The following is a 16109-nucleotide window of genomic DNA, read 5'->3' as shown; positions in this document are numbered from 1 at the left end:
GGAGCCCCCGCCAGTCATCGGGTTTCTCCGCGGACGCGCTCAGCTGGCGGCGAGCGGCAGGCCGCCCAGCCACACCCGCACGTCGAGCAGGTCCGCGACCAGGGCGGTGAAGGCCTCCGCCTGGGCCAGGTGGGTGTCGGCCTCGGGGGCCAGCACGGCGGCGCCGCGGCCGCTCTCGACGGCCGCGCGGCGCTCGGCGGCGGCGCCGAAGTACAGCGCCCACCCCTCGACCTCGGGGGCGAGGGCGACCAGCGACTCCCAGACGTTGACCGGGCCCCTGCGGCGCCCGCCGACCACCTGACGGGCGGCGACGACGGCGGCACCGGCGCGCAGCGCGGCGAGGTGCGCCTCCACGAAGCGCTCCGCCGGGTCGGTGGCGGCAGCGGCCAGCGACAGCTCGGTGGCGGCGCGCTCGAGCAGCCTGACAGCACCCGGAGGGGCGGGCGCCTGCGCGGCGGCGGGGCCGCGGGGCCTCACGGCCGCCACGTCAGTCCACCACCCGGACGAGGCGCCAGCGCCCGCCGTCGTCCTGGTCACCGCGGGCGGCGGCCGGCTCGCAGGCGAGCTCGAACGTGCCCGGCTCGACCCCGAAGCCGGCGCTGGCGACCACGCGCCACACCTGCTCGTCAGCGGCTGGCCCAGCGGGCCTCGCGCCCCGCTCGCGGGCGAGGGCGCTGCTGCCGCTCACCTCGACGGCCTCGCCGCGCAGGGCCCTGGCCGCGACGCCCTGCCACCACGGCAGGCGCGCGCTCCACGTGGCCAGCACCTCGCGGACCACGAACAGGCGCCCGCGCCACACGAAGGCCGTGGGCGCGCCGGGCTCCCCGCGCCCACCGCTCTGCCCGACCCTCACGTGCACGACCTCGTCGAACGACCGGCTCACAGCTCCTCCTCCTGAGGCACTGGCGGCGCGGCCCCGGGGCTTCCCCTCCCCGGTGGCCGCGCCCACCGTCACCGAACACGTGTTCGACAGCAGCAGTGAACCGCTGGTCACGCCGCTCGTCAACCCGCTGTCCATGGCGCAGACGCTGCCACCGGGGTCCGACAACGCGCTCCGACCTGCAGCGACGCCCTGGCGGCCTCCCAGCGGCGGCCGAGCGGGGCGAACGGGTGTGCGGGCTCGGCTCGGCCGCACGGGTGGACCGCGGCTACCGTGCTGCCGTGGCAACCGAGCGCGCCGACGCCGGCAGCGTCCCCGCGTGCGCGGTCCTGCACCTCTGGCGCGTGCCCACCTCCGCCGTCCCCGTCGCCGTGGCCAGGATGGCCCTGGACCGCCGGCGCCTGCGCTCCAGCGGGGCGGCCTTCTGGAAGCTCCTGGGCACCGGGGACGGGCGCACCTTCACCCCTCGCGACGCGGACCCGCACCACTGGGCCGTCCTCACCACCTGGGACGACGAGGCGGCCGCGACGGCCTTCGAGCGCTCGCCGGTGGTGCGCGCCTGGGACCGGCTGGCCGCCGAGCGCCTGCGGGTCGAGATGGTGCCCGTGGCCAGCCGCGGCCAGTGGTCGGGTCGCGAGCCGTTCGGAGACCCCGCGCCCACCCGCGCCGGGGCCACCGGCCCGGTCGCGAGCATCACCCGCGCGCGGATCCGCCTGGGCCGCGGACGCTCCTTCTGGGGCGCCGTCCCCCCGGTCTCCGCCGACCTCGGCGCCGTCCCCGGCCTGCGCCTGGCGGTCGGCATCGGCGAGGCCCCCGTGGGGCTGCAGGGCACCTTCAGCCTCTGGTCGGACTCGGCCTCGCTGCGCGACTTCGCCCACCGGCGCGCCGCCCACCGCGACGTCGTGGCGCGCACCGCACGGGAGCGCTGGTACGCCGAGGAGCTCTTCGCGCGCTTCTCGGTCCGCTCGCTGGAGGGCACGCACCGCGGGACCACCCCGTGAGCGCCGCCGGTACCGCGCAGCTGCGCCGGCCGCTGCCCACGGCCCGCGGGCAGCGCGCAGCGCTCGTGCTGGCCGCGGTCGCCGTCCTGCTCCAGGTCGCCCACCCGCTGCTGTCCGGGGACGTGCTGACCACCGCGACGGTGGTGTCCGTGCTGGTCTTCGCCGCGGCCTCCCTGGTCAGCGCCGCGGCCACCCACGGCGCCCGGGCGGCGGTGGTCCTGGCCGCCGGTGCCGGCGGGGTCGGGCTGCTCGCCGAGGCCGTGGGGGTCAGCATCGGCTTCCCCTTCGGCGACTACGCCTACGCGGGGACGCTGGGCCCGCAGGTGCTCGGCGTGCCCGTCGTGGTGCCGGCGGCCTGGCTGATGATGGCCTGGCCGACCGCGCTCGCCGGCCGCTCCGTGGTGGACCTGCTGCGCCGCCGCGGCGTCCCCGTCCCGCACTGGGCCGCGGTGCCCCTGGCGGCGTGGGCGCTGACGGCGTGGGACCTCTCCCTGGACCCGCAGATGGTCGCCGCGGGCCACTGGGCCTGGGAGCACCCGGCGCCCGCGCTGCCGGGGATCCCCGGCATCCCGCTGACCAACTACGCCGGCTGGCTGCTCGTGTCCCTGGTCGTGCACGCCGTCCTGCACCTCGGCGTCCCGCGCGGCGTGCGGCCGGGGGTCTCCCCCGCGGCCGCCCTCGGGGCCGGGGCGCCGGCGCTGCTGCTCGGCTGGACGTGGCTCGGCTCGGCGCTGGGGAACGCCGTCTTCTTCGGGCGGCCGTGGGTGGCGCTGTGGGTGCTCGTCGTGATGGGCGTGGTCGCGCTGCCGGCGCTGGCCCACCTGCGCCGCCGCCGACCGGTCCCCGGCGCGCCCCCCGCCACGGGCGCGTGAGCGCCGGGCTGCGGGCGGTGCAGGCGGCCAGCGCCGCCGCCGTGCTCCTCGCCGCCCACACCGCCGTCAACGCCGCGCTGCTGCGGCGCCCGGCCGGCGCCCCGCCCCCGGTGGCCGAGCGGGTCAGCGTGCTGCTGCCCGTGCGCGACGAGGCGCACCAGGTGGGCGGCGCCCTGGCGGCGGTGCTGGCGAGCACCGGCGTGCCCGACCTGGAGGTGCTCGTCCTCGACGACGGCTCCGCCGACGGCACGGCCGCCGCGGCGCGGGACGCCGCCGCTGGCGACCCGCGGGTGCAGGTGCTGGCCGGAGCGCCCCTGGCGGCGGGCTGGCTGGGCAAGCCGCACGCCCTCGCGCAGCTGGCGCACGCCGCCACCGGGTCGGTGCTCGTCTGCCTGGACGCCGACGTCCGGCTCGCCCCGCGCGGCCTCGCGGCCACCGTCGACCTGCTGCGCCGCCACGGGCTGGCGCTGGTGAGCCCCTACCCGCGCCAGGTGGCGGTGACGCCGGCGGAGCGGCTGGTGCAGCCGCTGCTGCAGTGGAGCTGGCTGGCCACGCTGCCGCTGCGGCTGGCCGAGCGCTCACCGCGCCCGTCGCTGTCGGCGGCGAACGGCCAGCTCATGGCGCTCGACGCCGCGGCGCTGGAGCGCGCGGGAGGCTTCGCCGCGGTGCGCGCGGAGGTGCTCGACGACGTCGCGCTGGTGCGAGCCGTCAAGGCCGCCGGCGGCCGCGGCGGGGTGGCCGACGGCACGGCGCTGGCCACCTGCCGGATGTACGACGGCTGGCCGGCGCTGCGCGACGGGTACGCCAAGTCGCTGTGGTCGGCCACGGGGTCGCCGGCCGGGGCCGCGGCGCTCGTGGCGGCCCTCGCCGCCGTCTTCGTGCTGCCACCGGCCGCAGCCCTGACGGGCCTGGGCGGGCGCGCGGGGCGGTGGGCGGGCCTGGCCGGGTGCGCCGCGGGCGTCGCCTCGCGGGCGGTCGCCGCCCGGCGCACCGGCGGTCGCGCCTGGCCGGACGCCCTCGCGCACCCGGTGTCCGTCGGCGTGCTGTGCGCCCTGGTGGTGCGCTCCTGGCGCCTGCGCCGCACCGGCGGCCTGGCCTGGAAGGGCCGCGCGCTGCCCTGAGGTCGCCCGTGGGTGGATCCGGTCCCGTCCCTCGCGGGCGCAGGGTGGCCCTGGTCCCGTCTGACGGGACCAGGGCCACCCTGCGCCCGCGGGGGGCGGGCGCCTACCGTGGCGGGCGTGGCCCGGGTGATCGTCGTGGGCGCGGGCCTGGGCGGGCTCGCCGCCGCAGCGCGCCTGGCCGCGCTCGGCCACGACGTCACCGTCTGCGAGCAGGCGGACGCCGTCGGCGGCAAGCTCGGCTGGTACGAGCACGAGGGCTTCGCCTTCGACACCGGGCCGAGCCTGCTCACCTGGCCCGACCAGCTGCGCCACCTCTTCGCCGCCGCCGGCGCCCGGCTCGAGGACGCGCTGGACCTGCGGCCGGTGGCACCGACCGACCACCGCTTCACCGACGGGTCCCGCCTCCACCTGTCCGACGACCTCGGCCCCGGCTGGCGCCGCCTGCTGGACCGCGCCCGCCGCATCTGGGAGGCCACCGAGGGCCCGTTCCTGTCCTCCCCGCTGCACGGTCCGCGCACGCTCGCCCGCCTCGCCGCGGGCCGCGGGGGCGTGAGGGCGCTGGCCACCATCGCCCCCGGCACGTCGCTGCGGGCCCTGGCCGAACAGCACCTCGACGACCCCCGGCACGTCGCCCTGGTCGACAGGATGGCCACCTACACCGGCTCCGACCCGCGGCGCGCCCCGGCGGCCCTGGCCTCGGTGCTGCACCTGGAGCTCACCGGTGGCTCCTGGTACGCACCCGGCGGCCTGCGGCGGGTGGTCGACGCCGTCGCCGACCTCACCCGCGAGCGCGGCGCGCGCGTGGTGGTCAGCGAGCGGGTGGAGGAGGTGCTGGTCGAGGGGGGTCGAGCCGCGGGCGTGCGCCTGGCCGGCGGACGGCGGCTGGCGGCCGACGTCGTCGTCGCCAACGCCGACGCCGCCGCGCTGTACGGCGTGCGCACCCCGCCCGGGCAGCACCCGCTGCTGCCCGCCGGGGCAGCGCGGCGCACCCGCGGCGCGCGGGCCGGCCTGGCCGCGACCACCCCGTCGCTGTCGGGGTTCGTGCTGCTGCTGGCCCTGCGCGGGCGCACGCCGGACCTGGCCCACCACACGGTGCTCTTCCCGGACCTGGCCGGCGCCGGCTACGACGACGAGTTCGACGCCGTCTTCGGGTCGGGACGACGACGGGGGCGCAAGAGCGCGGTGCCTGACCCGGCGGTCTACGTCAGCGCCCCCGACGACCCCGCGCTGCGTCCCCACGACGACGCCGAGGCGTGGTTCGTGCTGGTCAACGCCCCCCGTCACGCCCCGCACGACCCGCGCGCCGGCGTGGACTGGCGCGCACCGGGGTTCGCGGACGCCTACGCCGAGCACGTGCTCGCGGTCATGGCGGCCCGCGGCCTCGACGTGCGCGACCGCGTGCTCTGGCGCCAGGTGCGCACCCCGGCCGACCTGGAGGCGGCCACCGGCAGCGTGGGCGGCTCGATCTACGGCTCCTCCAGCAACGGCGCGCGCGCGGCGTTCCTGCGCCCTGCCAACCGCTCCCCCGTGCCGGGGCTGCTGCTGGTGGGCGGCTCCAGCCACCCCGGCGGCGGGATCCCTCTGGTGCTGGCCTCGGCGGCGATCACCGCGGGCCTGGTCGGCCCGGCCTGACCTCCAGCGGCTCAGGGCAGGCGGACCAGCAGCTCCCCGTGGAGCAGGGCGATCCACCCGTCCTCGGCGCCCGCCCAGCGCCGCCAGGACGCGGCGACCTCCTCCAGCTGGGCGGCCGTCGCGGCGCCGGTGGCAACGGCCTGCTCGGCGAAGGCCGACGCCGTCGCCCGGCCCGCCCACGACGTGCCCCACCACTGGCGCTCGGCGGGTGAGGCGTAGCACCACGCCGACGCGCTGGCCGTGACGCTGCCACCGCTGCCGCCGTCGCCGGTGAGGCCCGCCGCGCGGGCCCAGGCGAGCAGGCGCCGCCCGGCGTCGGGCTCCCCGCCGTTGCCGCGCGCCACCCGCTGGTAGAGGTCCAGCCATGCGTCCAGGCCCGGCTCGGGCGGGTACCAGGTGGTGGCGGCGTAGTCGACGTCGCGCACCGCCAGCAGCCCCCCGGGGCGCAGCACGCGCGCCGCCTCCCGCAGCGCGCCCACGGGGTCGGGCAGGTGCTGCAGCACCTGGTGGGCGTGGACGACGTCGAAGGTCGCGTCGGCGAAGGGCAGCGCCAGGGCGTCACCGGTCACCCACTCGACCGCGGCGCCGCGCCGCTCGGCCAGGGCCGCCGCCTCGGCGAGCACGCCGGGCGCCGCGTCGAGGCCGACCACCCGGCCGGGCGCGACGCGCCCGGCGAGGTCGACGGTGATGGTCCCGGGGCCGCAGCCGAGGTCGAGCAGGTCCAGGCCCGGGCGCAGGTGGTCCAGCAGGTAGCCGCAGGAGTTCTCCGCGGTGCGCCAGCGGTGGGAGGCCAGGACCGGCTCGGCGTGCCCGTGCGTGTACGTGCTCACACCCCGAGCGTGCACCTGCGTCTCACCCAGCGGAACCCGCGTCTCGACTACTGAGACGGTAGGGACCGGCGCACCGCCACCAGCAGCTGCAGCAGCCCGACCAGCGCGGCCACCGCCGCCGCCCACGCGCCGACGCCCGCCCACGTGGCGGCGACCTGCGGGTAGGTGCCGCAGCCCAGGGCGAACATCGCCGCCACCGCCACGCGCGTCGGGCGCTCGGAGACGGTCACCGCCCCCGGCCCGGCCATCCCCTCGGCCTGGGCGCGGGCGCGCACGTACTCGTGCAGCTGGCCGGCGCCCAGCGCCACGAGCACGGGCAGCGCGGGCGCCCCGAGCAGCCACAGCACCCCCAGGGCGGCGGCGTCGGCCAGGCGGTCGCAGGCGGCGTCGAGCACCGCACCGCTGCGGGAGGCCGTGCCGCCCAGCACGGCGACGGCGCCGTCCAGGCCGTCGGCCAGCGCCGCCGCTGCGAGCAGCAGCGGCACCAGCAGCGCCCACCGGCCCCCAGCGTGCACCTGCGCGGCCGCGGGGACCAGCGCCACCAGGGCCAGCAGCAGGCCCACCACCGTGATCGCCGAGGGCCTCACGCCCGCCGCGGCCAGCGGTGAGGCCACCGCGCGCACCCCGCCGAGCCAGGCGCGCACCAGGGGCGAGGCCGCGGTGCCGCCGTGGGCCGCTGACCAGCGCCTCAGGTGCTCCTCGCGGGTCACCTCCCGCGCCCCACCGGCCACAGCTGGTGACCCTAGACGGTGACGCGCGTCCCTCGAGGGGCGCCGACCGTCGATCGCGGGCCCCGGTCCCGCATAGGCTCCCCGCGTGAGTCCGGCCCACGTCCTCGACGCCGATGACCTGCGGGCGCGCGTGCAGACCGAGCTGGACGCCGTCCTGGCGGGCCAGGCGGCGGTCCTGGCCGACGTCAGCGACGACTGCGACGCCCTCGTGGCCGCCGTCGCCCGGCTGGTCGCGGGCGGCAAGCGCCTGCGCCCGGCGTTCTGCTGGTGGGGCTGGCGCGGCGCCGGCGGCGACCCGGCCGACCCCTCCGCCGGCGAGGCCGTCATCCGGGTGGCCACGGCGCTGGAGCTGTTCCAGGCGGCAGCGCTCATCCACGACGACGTCATGGACGCCTCCGACACCCGGCGGGGCATGCCCGCCACGCACCGCTACTTCGCCAGCATCCACGGCGAGGGCCGCTGGGACGGGGACGCCGACAGGTTCGGCGACGCCGGCGCGATCCTGTCCGGGGACCTGTGCCTGGCCTGGTCCGACGAGGTCTTCCGCAGCGCGCAGCTGACCTCTGACCGCCGCCGCGAGGCCGAGCTGGTCTTCGACCGGATGCGCACCCAGCTCATGGGCGGGCAGTACCTCGACATGCTCGCGCAGGCCGCACCGCTGCGCCGCATCGCCGCCGCCGCCGTGCACGGCGGCGGGTCGGGCGGCGCCGCCCCCGCCCCCCGCCGCAGCGACGACGGGGCCGGGCCCGAGGCGGCCGACGAGGCCGCCCTGCGCCGCGCCGAGGCCGACGCCCTGCTGCAGCGGGCCCGCCGCGTCATCTGCTTCAAGAGCGCCAAGTACTCCGTCGAGCACCCCCTGCTGGTGGGCGCCGCCCTCGGCGGCGCCGGCCCGGACCTCACCGAGGCCTACTCCGCCTACGGCCTGGCCCTCGGCGAGGCCTTCCAGCTGCGCGACGACGTGCTCGGCGTCTTCGGCGACCCCGCCCAGACCGGCAAGCCGGCCGGGGACGACCTGCGCGAGGGCAAGCGCACCGTGCTCGTCGCCTGCGCGCTCGGCGCCTCCAGCGCCGCCCAGGCCGACCTGCTGCACCGCCACCTCGGCGACCCCCGCCTCGACGCCGACGGCGTGGCGGCCCTGCGCCGCGTGATCGTCGAGACCGGCGCCCTCGCCCGCGTCGAGGAGATGATCGACGACGGCGTGCGCCGCGCCCGCGAGGCGCTGGCCGCGGCCCCCGTCACCGCGCCGGCGCGCGAGGCGCTGGGCGCCCTCGTCGTCGCCGCCACCTCGCGCGCCGCGTGACCCCCTCCGCGCCGGCACCCCGTCCCCACCCCGACCCACCGCTCCGCGTCCAGCCCCAGGCCAGGAGGCACCCCGTGACCGCGCTCTCGTCCCCCCTGCTCAGCACCTCGCCCGGCGTCGCGCTGCGGCGCGCCGCCGACGCCGTCATCCCCGGGCGCCAGCGGGGCGTGGTCGGGCCGACCGACCACGTCGTCGTCGTCGGCGCGGGGCTGGCGGGCCTGTCCGCCGCCATGCGGCTGGCCGGTGCCGGCCGGAAGGTCACCGTGGTGGAGCGCGAGGCGCACCCCGGCGGGCGCGCCGGCCGCCTCACCGTCCCGGCGCCGGACGGCGCGGGCGACTACCGCTTCGACACCGGCCCCACCGTGCTGACGATGCCCGACCTCATCGCCGACTGCTTCGACGCGCTCGGCGAGGAGATGTCCGACTGGCTGACGCTGGAGCCGGTGAGCCCGCTGTACCGCGCGAGGTACGCCGACGGCTCCTCCCTCGACGTCCACGCCGACCCCGAGGCCATGACCGAGGAGATCCGCCGGGTCTGCGGGCCGGAGGAGGCCGCGGGGTACGAGCAGTTCGTGCAGTTCGTCTCCGAGCTCTACCGCGCGGAGATGCGCACCTTCATCGACAGGAACATCGACACCCCGCTGGACCTGGTCCGCCCCGACCTGCTGACGCTGCTGCGCCGCAAGGGCTTCTCCAAGCTCGCACCGGTGGTGGCGCAGTACCTCAAGGACGACCGCCTGCAGCGCGTCTACTCCTTCCAGGCGCTCTACGCGGGCCTGTCCCCCTACGACGCCCTGGCCATCTACGCCGTCATCGCCTACATGGACTCCGTGGCCGGCGTCTTCGCCGCCCGCGGCGGCATGAGCGCGGTCCCCTCGGCGATGGCGGCGGCCGCTGCCGCGCACGGGGTGGAGTTCCGCTTCTCCACGACGGTGGAGAGCGTGGAGCACTCCGGCGGCCGCGCCACCGCGGTCATCACCTCCGGCGGTGAGCGGATCGCCGCGGACGCCGTCGTCCTCAACCCCGACCTGCCGGTGGCCTACCGCGACCTGCTGGGCGTCAAGCACCGCCGCCTGCGGCCGCTGGTGTACTCCCCCTCCTGCTACCTCATGCTCGCGGGCTCGAAGGCCTCCTACCCCGACACCGCCCACCACACGATCCTGTTCGGGCGGGCGTGGAAGGAGGTCTTCGAGGAGCTCACCGGGGGCCGCCTCATGAGCGACCCCAGCGTGCTGCTCTCCACCCCCACCGTCAGCGACCCGGGCCTGGCCCCGGACGGGCGCCACGTCTACTACGTGCTGTTCCCCACCCCGAGCCTGTCCGCGGGCGCCAAGCACGGGCTGGACTGGAACGAGGTCGCCCCGCGCTACCGCGAGCACGTCATCGCCACCCTCGAGCGGCGCGGCTACCCCGGCTTCGGCGACGGCATCGAGGTGGAGGACGTCACCACCCCGCTGGACTGGGAGGCCCGCGGCATGGCCGACGGCGCACCCTTCGCCTCCTCCCACACCTTCGGGCAGACCGGGCCGTTCCGCCCCGGCAACCTGTGGGGGGAGAACGTCGTGTTCACCGGCTCGGGCACCCAGCCCGGCGTCGGGGTGCCCATGGTGCTGGTCTCCGGCCGCCTGGCCGCCGAGCGCATCACCGGCCGCGACCCGCGCTACCGCTCCCGCGCGTGGCGGTGAGCGGGCTGAGCAGCACGACGACGGCGGCGTCATCGCCGTCCCCGTCGTCCTCGCTGCGCCGCAGGCCGCCCGGCAGCTCCAGCCTGGACGCCGCCGGCGTCAGCGACCCGCAGCTGCGCGCCGACCTGCTGGAGTGCCGCCGCCTGCACGCCGAGCACGGCAAGACCTACTTCCTGGCCACCGCGCTGCTGCCGCCGGCCAAGCGGCCGTGGGTGTGGGCGCTGTACGGCTTCGCCCGCTACGCCGACGAGTTCGTCGACTCCCTCACCGACCCCGACCCAGACGCGCTGGTCACCTGGTCCGACGGGTTCCTGGCCAGCCTCGACGGGCGCGAGGAGCCGACCGAACCTGTGGGCCGGGCGATGCTGGCCACCGTGCGGCGCTGGGACGTGCCGCTGAGCACGGTGACGGCCTTCCTGGAGTCGATGCGCGCCGACATCACCACCACGCACTACCCGACCTACGCCGACCTGCAGGGCTACATGTACGGCTCGGCCAACGTCATCGGCCTGCAGATGCTCCCCGTGCTGCAGCCGCTGCCGGGCGCCGAGGCGGAGGCCGCCCGCCGCGCGGAGCTGCTGGGCGAGGCGTTCCAGGTGAGCAACTTCATCCGCGACGTCGGCGAGGACCTCGACAGGGGCCGCACCTACCTGCCCGACGAGCACCTGGCGGCCTTCGGGGTGACGCGTGAGCTGCTCGAGGCCGGGCGCCGCGCCGGCCCGGACGCCCCGCTGGACCGGCGCGTGGCGGAGCTGCTGCGCTTCGAGGTGGCCGAGAACCGCAAGGTCTACCGCGAGGCCGAGCCGGGCATCGACCTGCTGCACCCCACCAGCCGCGACTCCATCCGCTGCGCCTTCGAGCTGTACGGCGGGATCCTCGGCGCCGTGGAGGACGCCGGCTACCGGGTGCTGGCCCAGCGCGTGTCCGTGCCGGTGCCACGCCGCCTGGCGGTGGCGCTGCCGGCGCTGGCCCGCGCCCGCGCCGCCCGCCGGGAGATGGCCCGGTGGAAGGCCCTCCCCCGCCAGTGACTCCCCCTCCCCCCGTGATCATGGGCGATCGGCCGCCGCGGAGTGGCCGGTCGCCCATGATCACGGGGACGGGACCGTGGGCGCGGTGAGGGCGCAGGACCGGGAGGTGCTGCGGCTCGCGGTCCCCGCCCTGGGCGCGCTGCTCGCCGAGCCGCTGTTCCTGCTGGCCGACTCCGCCATCGTCGGCCGCCTCGGCGTGCTCCCGCTCGCCGGCCTCGGCGTGGCCGGGGCGCTGCTGGCCACCGCCGTGTCGGTCTTCGTGTTCCTCGCCTACGGCACCACCGCCACCGTCGCGCGCCGCGTGGGCGCCGGCGACCTGCGGGCCGCGCTGCAGGGCGGTGTCGACGGGATGTGGCTGGCCCTCGGCCTGGGCGCGGTGGTGGCGCTGGTCGTCTTCGCGGCCAGCGGGCTCCTGGTCGACGCCCTCGGCGCCTCCGAGGCCGCGCGCCCCTTCGCCCGCACCTACCTGCACTGGTCCCTGCCGGGGCTGCCCGGGATGCTCGTGGTGCTGGCCGCCACGGGCGTGCTGAGAGGCCTCCAGGACACCACCACCCCGCTCGTCGTCGCGGTCACCGGTGCGGTGGTGAACACCGCGCTGAACCTCCTGCTCGTCCACGGCGCCGGCCTCGGGGTGGCCGGGTCCGCCGCGGGCACGGCGCTCACGCAGCTGGGCATGGCCGCTTGGCTCGCGGCCGTCGTCGTGCGCGGGGTCCGCCGCGAGACGGGCTCGTGGGCGGCCCTCGCCCCCCGCGGGCTCGGGGTGCTGCGCAGCGCCCGCGACGGCGTGCCGCTGCTGGTGCGCACCCTGGCGCTGCGCGCCGCGCTGCTGCTGACCACGTACGTGGCGGCGCGCCAGGGCGACGCCGGCATCGCCGCGCACCAGGTGGCGGGTGTGCTGTGGACCACGACGGCGCTGGCCCTGGACGCCCTCGCCATCGCCGCGCAGGCGCTGGTCGGGCGGGCCCTCGGGGCGGGGGACGCCGTCGGCGCCCGCGCCCAGGTGCGCCGCCTCGTGGTCTGGGGCGCGGGCGCAGGGGCGGTCATGGGCCTCGCGCTCGCCGTCCTCGCCGTCCCCGTGGCCGGGCTGTTCACCCCTGACCCGCAGGTCCGGTCCGCGCTGGCCGCCGCGACCGTGGTCCTGGCGTGCTGCCTGCCGCTGGCGGGCTGGGTGTTCGTGCTCGACGGGGTGCTCATCGGCGCCGGCGACGGCCGCTACCTCGCCGGCGCGAGCCTGGTGTCGGCGGCCCTGTACGCGCCGCTGGCCCTGGCCGTGCTCGCCTGGGCCCCGCCGGGGCGCACCGGCCTGGTGTGGCTGTGGGTGGTCTTCGCCGGTGCGTACACCGCCGCGCGCCTGGCCACGCTCGTGCCGCGCGAGCGCGGCGGCGCGTGGCTGGTCACCGGCGCGGTGCGCTGAGGCCGCCCGAGGCGCGCCCCGCCGGGCGGGTCAGTAGCCGAGCACCTGCGCCCGGCGGCGCACGGGGGCGATGCGGTTGGCCCGCAGCGCCTCCGCGGGGGCGCAGCCGAGCGCCTCGTCCGGGGTGAACAGCCACCGCAGCGCCTCGGCGTCGCTGAAGCCGGCGTCGAAGAGCACCGTCAGGGTGCCCGGCAGGCTGACCATCGGCTCGGGCTCGACCAGCAGCGCGGGAACCTGCAGCACCTTGGGGCTGCCGCGGCGCACGCCCAGCAGCAGGTGCTCGTCGAGCATGCGCCGCACCTTCGGGACGTCGCTGTCCAGCCTCTCGACGATGTCGGGGACGGTCAGCCAGCCGTCGTCGGGGACCAGGGAGGAGAGCAGCTCGAGCTCCTCGGACGTGTCAGCCACGCCGCAGAGCCTGCCACCGACCGGCTTGTGGAGAGACGCCACCCGGCGGCGGAGCGCGACCGTAGACTCCCCGGCGTGGCGACAGCGGTGAAGGACCCCCTCGTCGGGCGCCTCATCGACGCCCGCTACCTGGTGCACGACCGCATCGCCAGCGGCGGCATGGCCACCGTCTACCTGGCCACGGACACCCGCCTGGAGCGGCCCGTCGCGCTCAAGGTCATGCACAGCCACCTGGCCGCCGACGCCTCCTTCGTGGCGCGGTTCACCCGCGAGGCCAGGTCCGCGGCACGCCTGAGCCACCCCGGCGTGGTGTCGGTCTACGACCAGGGCGCCAGCGACAGCACGGTCTACCTGGCCATGGAGTACATCCCCGGCCGCACGCTGCGCGACCTGGTCGCCGCGTCCGCGCCGCTCACCCTCGGTGACGCCCTCGACCTCATCGAGGAGGTGCTCGACGGCCTGGCCGCCGCGCACGCGGCGGGCCTGGTGCACCGCGACGTCAAGCCCGAGAACGTCCTGGTCGGCGACGACGGCCGGCTGCGCGTGGCCGACTTCGGGCTGGCCCGGGCCGCCACCACCGCCACCGGCGGCGCCACGAGCACCCTGATCGGCACCGTCGGCTACCTCGCGCCGGAGCTGGTGCTCGACGGCGCCTCCGACGAGCGCGCCGACGTCTACGCCGCCGGCGTGGTGCTCTACGAGCTGCTCACCGGCCGGGCGCCCTTCGCCGGCGGCGCGCCCGCCCAGGTGGCCTTCCGCCACGTCAGCCAGGACCTGCCGCTGGTCTCCGAGGTGCGCCCCGGGCTGCCCCCGGGCGTCGACGAGCTGGTGGCCAGCGCCACCGACCGCGAGCCCGACCGCCGTCCCCGCGACGCCGGCGTCATGCTCGACCAGGTGCGCGCCCTGCGCGACGCCCTGCCCGACGCCGCGCTCGACGCACCGCCCGCGCTGGTCCCGCAGGCCCCCGCGGCGGGGCTGCTCGAGGGCACCCGGGTGCACGGGGGCGAGCACGTGGTGGCCCTGCCCGTCAGCGAGCTGCGCGACGCCGCCGCCCCCTCCCCGACCCGCGCCGAGACCCGCGCCGAGCTGCGCGAGCAGCAGCGCGGGGCCACCCGGGCGCTCCCCCGCCCGGCCCCGCCCGGGTCGGGCCCGCTGGGCCTGGCCGACGCCGACGACGACGCCGGTGCCGCCGAGCGGCCCTCACCCGGGCGCGCGCGGCGCCGCGGGCCGCTGCTGCTGGCGCTGGTGGCCGCCGCCGTCGTCCTCGTCCTCGCCGGCGGGGGCGCAGCGCTGTGGGCCTACACCGCCGGGCCGCTGGCCCGCCTGGCCGTGCCCCAGGTGGTCCCGGGCACCCGGGCCGCCGCGGAGCGGACGCTGGAGGCGCGCGGCCTGCGCCCCGCCCTGGACGAGAGCTTCAGCGACACCGTCGCCGTCGGCGGTGTCATCTCCACCAACCCGCCCGCCGGCGCCCGCGTGGAGAAGGGCGCCACCGTCACGGTGCTCATCTCCCTGGGCGCCGAGCTGCGGAAGGTGCCCGCGCTGGCCGGCCTCGACGAGGACGCCGCGGAGGAGGCCCTGCGGGACGCCGGGCTCGAGGTCGGAGACGTCGGCGAGGGCTGGTCGGAGGACGTGCCGAAGGGCCGGGTCATGGCCCAGCAGTGGGCCCCCGACCCGCCGCTGCGGGCTGGCACCCCCGTGGGCTTCACGCTGTCCCGGGGCCGCGAGCCGATCACGGCGCCGGCCGACCTGACCGGCAAGACGGTCGCCGAGGCGACCAAGGCCATCACCGACGCCGGGCTGCAGGTCGGCAAGACCGACCGCCGCGACGACGACGACGTCCCGAAGGACTCGGTCATCTCCGCGACCCCCAGGCCGGAGGGCGGCCAGCTCCACCGCGGCGACCGCGTGGACCTCGTCGTCTCCGACGGGCCCTCGCAGGTCGAGGTGCAGGACGTGCGGGGGCGGTCCCTGGACGAGGCCCGCGCCGCCCTGGAGGGCCAGGGGCTGCAGGTGGTCGAGCAGCGCGTCTTCATCGGGCAGCGGGTCTTCGACCAGCAGCCCGCCCCCGGCACCCCCGTCGACGTCGGCTCCAGCGTCACCCTCGTGGTCGGCTGAGGCCGCCGCACCCGCTCAGCGGCCGAGCAGCTCCCCCAGGACGGCCGCGGCCAGGTCGGTGCCCTCGTCGTCGACGTCGAGGTGGGTCACCAGGCGGGCGGTGCGCGGCCCGAGGGCCGACAGGGCCACGCCCCGCTCGGCGGCGGCGAGCACCAGGGCGCGGGCGTCGTCGACGTCCAGCACCACGATGTTGGTGTCCACGGCGCCGGGGTCGGTGCAGCCCGGACGGGCCGCGGCCGCGGCCTCGGCGAGGCGGCGGGCGCGGGCGTGGTCGTCGGCGAGGCGCTCGACGTGGTGGTCCAGGGCGTGCAGCCCGGCCGCGGCGAGCAGGCCGGTCTGGCGCATGCCGGCGCCCATGCGCTTGCGCCAGGTGCGGGCCGTCGCGATGTTGTCCGCCGAGCTCACCAGCACCGACCCGACCGGCGCGCCCAGGCCCTTGGACAGGCACACCGAGGCGGTGGCCACCACGCCCCCGACCTCGCGCACCACGCCCTGCCAGCCGCCGGGGTGGTCGGCGCCCTGCACGACGGCGGCGTTCCACAGCCGGGCGCCGTCCAGGTGCAGGGCCACGCCCGCGGCCGATGCCTGCTCGTGCAGCCGGTGCAGCGCCGCCAGCGGCTGCACGGTGCCGCCGCCGAAGTTGTGCGTGTCCTCCACGGCCACGGCGGCGGTGGAGACCAGGTGCGGGCCGGCGTCCGGGGTCATCATCGCGACCACGCGGTCGACGGCGTCGTCGTCGAGGAGGCCGCGGGAGGCGTCCCACGTGCGCGTGGTGACCCCGGAGGTCACCGCGTGCGCGCCCAGCTCGGCGCGCACCACGTGGGCGCGCGCGTCGCACAGCAGCTCTTCGCCCGGCCCGACGAGCAGCCGCACCCCCAGGACGTTGGCCAGCGAGCCGGAGGGGGTGAACAGCCCGGCCTCGTGGCCGAGCAGCTCGGCCACGCGGGCCTCGAGGGCGGTGGTGGTCGGGTCCTCGGCGTAGACGTCGTCGCCCACCTCGGCCTCGGCGACCGCTCGCCGCATGGCCGGGGTGGGCCGGGTCAGGGTGTCCGAGCGCAGGTCCACGCGGACCGGCGGGCCGCTGCGGGGCGC

Annotated in this window: 15 protein-coding genes; 9 read left to right on the top strand and 6 right to left on the bottom strand. The window is 78.1% G+C overall.

The features are described 5' to 3' along the window. Positions 1–39: 39 nt before the first annotated feature. Positions 40–477 carry an SAV_6107 family HEPN domain-containing protein gene (locus ACUN9U_RS04190; protein WP_445483658.1) on the bottom strand — a complete coding sequence of 146 codons (438 nt, stop codon included), beginning with the start codon at positions 475–477 and terminating at the stop codon, positions 40–42. 10 nt (positions 478–487) lie between these two features. After that, entirely contained in the window at positions 488–883 is a 396-nt protein-coding gene (locus tag ACUN9U_RS04185; RefSeq protein ID WP_445483657.1) for a DUF6504 family protein, read from the bottom strand. A gap of 278 nt (positions 884–1161) precedes the next feature. Between ACUN9U_RS04185 and ACUN9U_RS04180 the strand changes: the two genes are divergently transcribed. The 4 genes from ACUN9U_RS04180 to ACUN9U_RS04165 all read left to right on the top strand — a co-directional run bounded on the left by ACUN9U_RS04180 (position 1162) and on the right by ACUN9U_RS04165 (position 5506). Next, the gene (locus tag ACUN9U_RS04180) at positions 1162–1881 is read left to right on the top strand and encodes a monooxygenase (RefSeq protein WP_445483656.1); all 720 of its coding nucleotides are present in this window, start codon (positions 1162–1164) and stop codon (positions 1879–1881) included. After that, the gene (locus ACUN9U_RS04175) at positions 1878–2753 is read left to right on the top strand and encodes a carotenoid biosynthesis protein (protein ID WP_445483655.1); all 876 of its coding nucleotides are present in this window, start codon (positions 1878–1880) and stop codon (positions 2751–2753) included. Before ACUN9U_RS04180 ends, ACUN9U_RS04175 begins: the two co-directional genes overlap by 4 nt. Continuing rightward, complete coding sequence (locus ACUN9U_RS04170) at positions 2750–3874, top strand: glycosyltransferase (RefSeq protein ID WP_445483654.1); 1125 nt, start codon at positions 2750–2752, stop codon at positions 3872–3874. Before ACUN9U_RS04175 ends, ACUN9U_RS04170 begins: the two co-directional genes overlap by 4 nt. Before the next feature lie 117 nt (positions 3875–3991). Further along, on the top strand, positions 3992–5506 hold the full coding sequence (locus ACUN9U_RS04165; protein WP_445483653.1) for a phytoene desaturase family protein: 1515 nt from the start codon (positions 3992–3994) through the stop codon (positions 5504–5506). Between the two features lie 11 nt (positions 5507–5517). Here ACUN9U_RS04165 and ACUN9U_RS04160 read toward each other — a convergent pair whose 3' ends face one another. Continuing rightward, a complete protein-coding gene (locus ACUN9U_RS04160) occupies positions 5518–6336 on the bottom strand; it encodes a methyltransferase domain-containing protein (RefSeq protein WP_445483652.1) in 819 nt (272 codons plus the stop codon). 47 nt (positions 6337–6383) lie between these two features. Then, positions 6384–7067, bottom strand: coding sequence for a CDP-alcohol phosphatidyltransferase family protein (locus tag ACUN9U_RS04155; RefSeq protein ID WP_445483651.1), 684 nt, complete (start codon positions 7065–7067; stop codon positions 6384–6386). Positions 7068–7152: 85 nt separating this feature from the next. Between ACUN9U_RS04155 and ACUN9U_RS04150 the strand changes: the two genes are divergently transcribed. From ACUN9U_RS04150 to ACUN9U_RS04135, 4 genes are all read left to right on the top strand, one after another. Continuing rightward, positions 7153–8367 carry a polyprenyl synthetase family protein gene (locus ACUN9U_RS04150; protein WP_445483650.1) on the top strand — a complete coding sequence of 405 codons (1215 nt, stop codon included), beginning with the start codon at positions 7153–7155 and terminating at the stop codon, positions 8365–8367. A 167-nt stretch (positions 8368–8534) separates the two neighbouring features. Beyond that, positions 8535–10052 (top strand): phytoene desaturase family protein, encoded by a 1518-nt coding sequence (crtI, locus tag ACUN9U_RS04145; protein WP_445483739.1) that lies wholly within the window; start codon positions 8535–8537, stop codon positions 10050–10052. Continuing rightward, complete coding sequence (locus ACUN9U_RS04140) at positions 10043–11080, top strand: phytoene/squalene synthase family protein (RefSeq protein ID WP_445483649.1); 1038 nt, start codon at positions 10043–10045, stop codon at positions 11078–11080. The genes crtI and ACUN9U_RS04140 overlap by 10 nt, the downstream gene beginning before the upstream one ends. Positions 11081–11165: 85 nt before the next feature. Beyond that, positions 11166–12494 carry an MATE family efflux transporter gene (locus tag ACUN9U_RS04135; protein ID WP_445483648.1) on the top strand — a complete coding sequence of 443 codons (1329 nt, stop codon included), beginning with the start codon at positions 11166–11168 and terminating at the stop codon, positions 12492–12494. 30 nt (positions 12495–12524) lie between these two features. On the opposite strand, the gene ACUN9U_RS04130 is transcribed toward ACUN9U_RS04135, so the two are convergent. After that, positions 12525–12902 carry an Rv2175c family DNA-binding protein gene (locus ACUN9U_RS04130; RefSeq protein WP_445483647.1) on the bottom strand — a complete coding sequence of 126 codons (378 nt, stop codon included), beginning with the start codon at positions 12900–12902 and terminating at the stop codon, positions 12525–12527. A 75-nt stretch (positions 12903–12977) separates the two neighbouring features. Here ACUN9U_RS04130 and pknB point away from each other — a divergent pair, with 75 nt between their 5' ends. Continuing rightward, complete coding sequence (gene pknB, locus ACUN9U_RS04125) at positions 12978–15017, top strand: Stk1 family PASTA domain-containing Ser/Thr kinase (RefSeq protein ID WP_445483646.1); 2040 nt, start codon at positions 12978–12980, stop codon at positions 15015–15017. 15 nt (positions 15018–15032) lie between these two features. Here the strand turns inward: pknB and ACUN9U_RS04120 are convergent, their stop codons facing one another. After that, entirely contained in the window at positions 15033–16040 is a 1008-nt protein-coding gene (locus tag ACUN9U_RS04120; RefSeq protein ID WP_445483738.1) for a threonine aldolase family protein, read from the bottom strand. Between the last annotated feature and the right edge of the window lie 69 nt (positions 16041–16109).

Source organism: Quadrisphaera sp. KR29 (assembly GCF_052644995.1).
This window is presented reverse-complemented; position numbering and strand designations above follow the sequence as displayed.